Consider the following 3,469-nt stretch of genomic DNA (forward strand, 5'->3'; position numbering starts at 1 on the left):
AATCTTTCTCTTGAAATTACTTCTTCAACAACTTCATATCCTAAATCACGAGCTATTGTCATGATGGAATCTCTAGTAATTCCTTTGAGATTGGATGAAGACATTGCAGGAGTGAATAATTTTTCTCCTTCAACGAGGAATATGTTTTCACCGCTTCCTTCAGAAACGTGACCTTCATAATCTAGCATGATAGCTTCATCATAACCGTTATCAATAGCTTCAAGTTTAGCTAATTGAGAATTCATATAGTTTGCCCCACATTTTGCAAGAGCCGGGAAAGTATCCGGTGCAGGTTTTCTCCATGATGAAACACCAATATCTACACCATTAGCCATTCCTTCTTCACCGAGGTATGAACCCCATTCCCAAGCAGCAATAACAACATTTACAGGACAGTTTAAAGGATTAACACCTAATTCACCATATCCTCTGAATACAATAGGGCGTATATAACCTGATTCTAAATCATTTACTCTCATAGTTTCTTTGATTGCCTCTGCAATTTCCTCCTCAGTATATGGAATTGGTATTTTGTATATTTTTGCAGAGTCGAATAATCTGCGCACATGTTCTTTTAAACGGAAAACAGCTACACCATTTTCATTATTATATGCACGTATACCTTCAAAAACACTTGTTCCATAATGGACTACATGAGAAAGTGAGTGGATTGTTGCATCTTTCCAGTCAACGAATTCTCCATCCATCCATACTTTACTTGCTGTATCATCCCAAGCCATATTTATCACTTCTTTTTTTCTAAATAATTAATATTGAATTATTCTTATATATAATTAATGAAAAAAATAAATGAACATTTTATAATATTAGATTTTAAAAGAATCTAACGAAACACTTATATAATATTATGTTCATAATATATATTGTTGGTTCCGTGGTCTAGTGGTATGATACCTCCCTTACAAGGAGGGGATCACGAGTTCGAGTCTCGTCGGAACCACTACTTTTTTTATTTATTTTATTTCACACAACAACATTTTTAGCAAAATTTTTTCAAAAATTACTGAAAATTTAGTTTAATCTAAATTAAATAAATTATAAATTTTTTCTTAATAACTATTGATGAATACAAAAATAATTCTCAAGACTAAACTATGTACAGTTTTTTATGAAAATATTAATTTATAGTATAGAATAATTAAATAATAAGATTTAAATAATTTTCCCATCATATAGTTAATTACAAATATAGGAGATATTTAATATGGTAGTTAAAATTGCTATTATAAAAAGTGGTAACATTGGTACTTCACCTGTTATCGATTTGTTGTTAGACGAAAGAGCAGACAGACCAAATATAGATGTAAGAGTATTTGGATCTGGAGCAAAAATGAACCCTGAACAAGTAGAAGATGTAGTTCCTAAAATAGACGCATTTGGACCTGACTTCGCAATATTCATTTCTCCAAACCCAGGAGCACCTGGTCCTGCTAGAGCAAGAGAACTCTTATCTGAAAAAGATTTACCTGCAATCATCATCGGTGACGCACCAGGTAAAGGTAAAAAAGATGAAATGGATGAACAAGGTTTAGGTTACATTATTGTAATGTCTGACCCAATGATTGGTGCTAAAAGAGAATGGTTAGACCCAACTGAAATGGCTATCTTCAACGCAGATATCTTAAAAGTATTAGCAGAAACCGGAGCATTAAGATTAGTACAAAAAACTATTGACGGTGTAATTGCTGCTGCTGACGCTGGAGACGCTATCGAATTACCAAAACTCATTATTACTGCTGAAAAAGCTGTTGAAGCTGCTGAATTTGCTAACCCATACGCAAAAGCAAAAGCTATCGCTGCATACGAAATGGCTGGATCTGTCGCAAACTTAGACATGAAAGGTTGTTTCATGACCAAAGGATTCGAAAACTTCATTCCTTTAGTTGCTGCTGCACACGAAATCGCTGCTGCTGCTGCTAAATTAGCACAAGAAGCAAGAGAACTCGAAAAATCCAACGACACTGTTTTAAGAACTCCTCACATGAAAGAAGGAAACGTTGGATGCAAAACCGACTTAATCTCAAAACCAGAATAAGTAGATTAACTTCTACTTATTTTTTTAACTTTTTTTAAAAATTTCCTAAAAATAAGATAATATAATGGAAAGATTCCATTATAATTATATAACACCTTTTGTTGATGGCATTTGGTCATGTTCTACTTTTATAGCATCTTTTAGAGCTTTTGCAAATGCTTTAAAAATAGCTTCACATTTATGGTGATCGTTTTCGCCTTGAACTTCTCCATAAATATTTAATTTAGCAGAAGAGGCAAATGATTCAAAGAAATGGATAACAATAGCTGATGTCATGTCCCCAATTTTCTCATTTGTAAAGTTTAAATTCATGTTACAATAGCTTCGTCCACTTATATCAACTGCAATAGTTGCAACGGATTCATCCATAGGCACAATTGCATGAGCCATTCTTTTAATACCTATTTTTTCACCAATAGCTTCAAGAAAAGCTTGTCCAAGTAAAATACCAACATCTTCAATTGTATGATGATCATCGACTTGAATATCTCCTTCAGCGATTACCTCCAAATCAATCATGCTGTGTTTTGAAAATGATTCCATCATATGATCGAAGAAATTTATGCCCGTGGAAATATTATAGTTTCCGACACCGTCAAGATTCATTTTAATTTTTATATCCGTCTCAGATGTTTTACGTTCAACATTTGATATTCGACTCATAATATTACCTACCAAATAATTAATTTTACCTTAAAGCATTTAGTCTTTTGGCCCATCACGTATAATTTTAATGCAGTCTGTAGGGCATTCCATTGCACATAAAGTACAAACATGACAATATCTTAAATCTAATATATGTGCAATGTTAGTAACTTTCCAAATTTTGGCTGCTTTTGGACAAATCTCATAACATTTACCACAGCCAATACATTTAGATTCATCAATTTCGATTTGTAACATGACATCACCAATTAAATAATTACAATTTTAGAGTAGCTACAGACATGGCTTTAAATCCAATATAAATTTCTTTACCAATAGTGAGATTTAATTCCTTTTCAGCAGATACTGTGATATCAGAATAGAAATTAACTCCTCCAACATCGACATTTACACGAATAATCTCATTATTGAGTCTCATTTCGACAATAGTACCCTTAATTATATTACGAATACTGGACTTTTGAGGTTCCAACATTAAAAATATATTGTCATAACTGATTAATGCCAAAACTTTATCGCCAACTTCATAATTTTTATTTAAAGGAATATTAACTTCAAAATTTGTCATTCTAACAGTCATGACTCCTTTTGATTCATCAATTGCTAAAACTTCTGCTTCAATTTCATTAACATCCTTATGAAGCTCCATAATCGCATTAATTTTTTTACATTCTTTTAAAATAGAATATCCCTCTTCAGTCAAGGTGGTTCCTCCACCGCCACCTTTACCTCCTTTAGTCGTATTAA

General features: G+C 32.6%; 5 protein-coding genes and 1 tRNA gene. 2 read left to right on the forward strand and 4 right to left on the reverse strand.

Annotation, left to right across the window (positions count from 1 at the left end; genetic code table 11):
* On the reverse strand, window positions 1-740 hold a 740-nt coding region (locus ACKI3Q_RS04210), incomplete at its 3' end, for a branched-chain amino acid transaminase (protein WP_407414576.1).
* Window positions 741-889: 149 nt separating this feature from the next.
* On the opposite strand from ACKI3Q_RS04210, the gene ACKI3Q_RS04215 reads away from it, so the two are divergent.
* Together ACKI3Q_RS04215 and ACKI3Q_RS04220 are read left to right on the forward strand one after the other, a co-directional pair.
* A tRNA-Val gene (locus ACKI3Q_RS04215) sits at window positions 890-961 on the forward strand.
* 264 nt (window positions 962-1,225) lie between these two features.
* Window positions 1,226-2,056, forward strand: coding sequence for a F420-dependent methylenetetrahydromethanopterin dehydrogenase (locus ACKI3Q_RS04220; protein WP_407414578.1), 831 nt, complete (start codon window positions 1,226-1,228; stop codon window positions 2,054-2,056).
* Between the two features lie 84 nt (window positions 2,057-2,140).
* Here the strand turns inward: ACKI3Q_RS04220 and hisB are convergent, their stop codons facing one another.
* The 3 genes from hisB to ACKI3Q_RS04235 form a co-directional block, all read right to left on the reverse strand.
* Entirely contained in the window at window positions 2,141-2,719 is a 579-nt protein-coding gene (gene hisB / locus ACKI3Q_RS04225; RefSeq protein ID WP_407414580.1) for an imidazoleglycerol-phosphate dehydratase HisB, read from the reverse strand.
* 39 nt (window positions 2,720-2,758) lie between these two features.
* Window positions 2,759-2,959: a 4Fe-4S binding protein gene (locus tag ACKI3Q_RS04230; protein WP_407414582.1), complete on the reverse strand. Its 201-nt coding sequence runs from the start codon at window positions 2,957-2,959 to the stop codon at window positions 2,759-2,761.
* A 19-nt stretch (window positions 2,960-2,978) separates the two neighbouring features.
* The coding region (locus ACKI3Q_RS04235; protein WP_407414584.1) for a TOBE domain-containing protein at window positions 2,979-3,469 on the reverse strand (491 nt) is incomplete at its 5' end.

It is taken from the genome of Methanobrevibacter sp. (assembly GCF_045636185.1).
In the GTDB taxonomy this organism is placed as follows: Archaea; Methanobacteriota; Methanobacteria; order Methanobacteriales; family Methanobacteriaceae; genus Methanocatella.

Bases quoted from the DNA above. Each gene is read 5' to 3' on its own strand.
- ACKI3Q_RS04220 (WP_407414578.1), top strand. From the start codon at position 1,226: ATGGTAGTTAAAATTGCTATTATAAAAAGTGGTAACATTGGTACTTCA.
- hisB (WP_407414580.1), bottom strand. From the start codon at position 2,719: ATGAGTCGAATATCAAATGTTGAACGTAAAACATCTGAGACGGATATA.
- ACKI3Q_RS04230 (WP_407414582.1), bottom strand. From the start codon at position 2,959: ATGTTACAAATCGAAATTGATGAATCTAAATGTATTGGCTGTGGTAAA.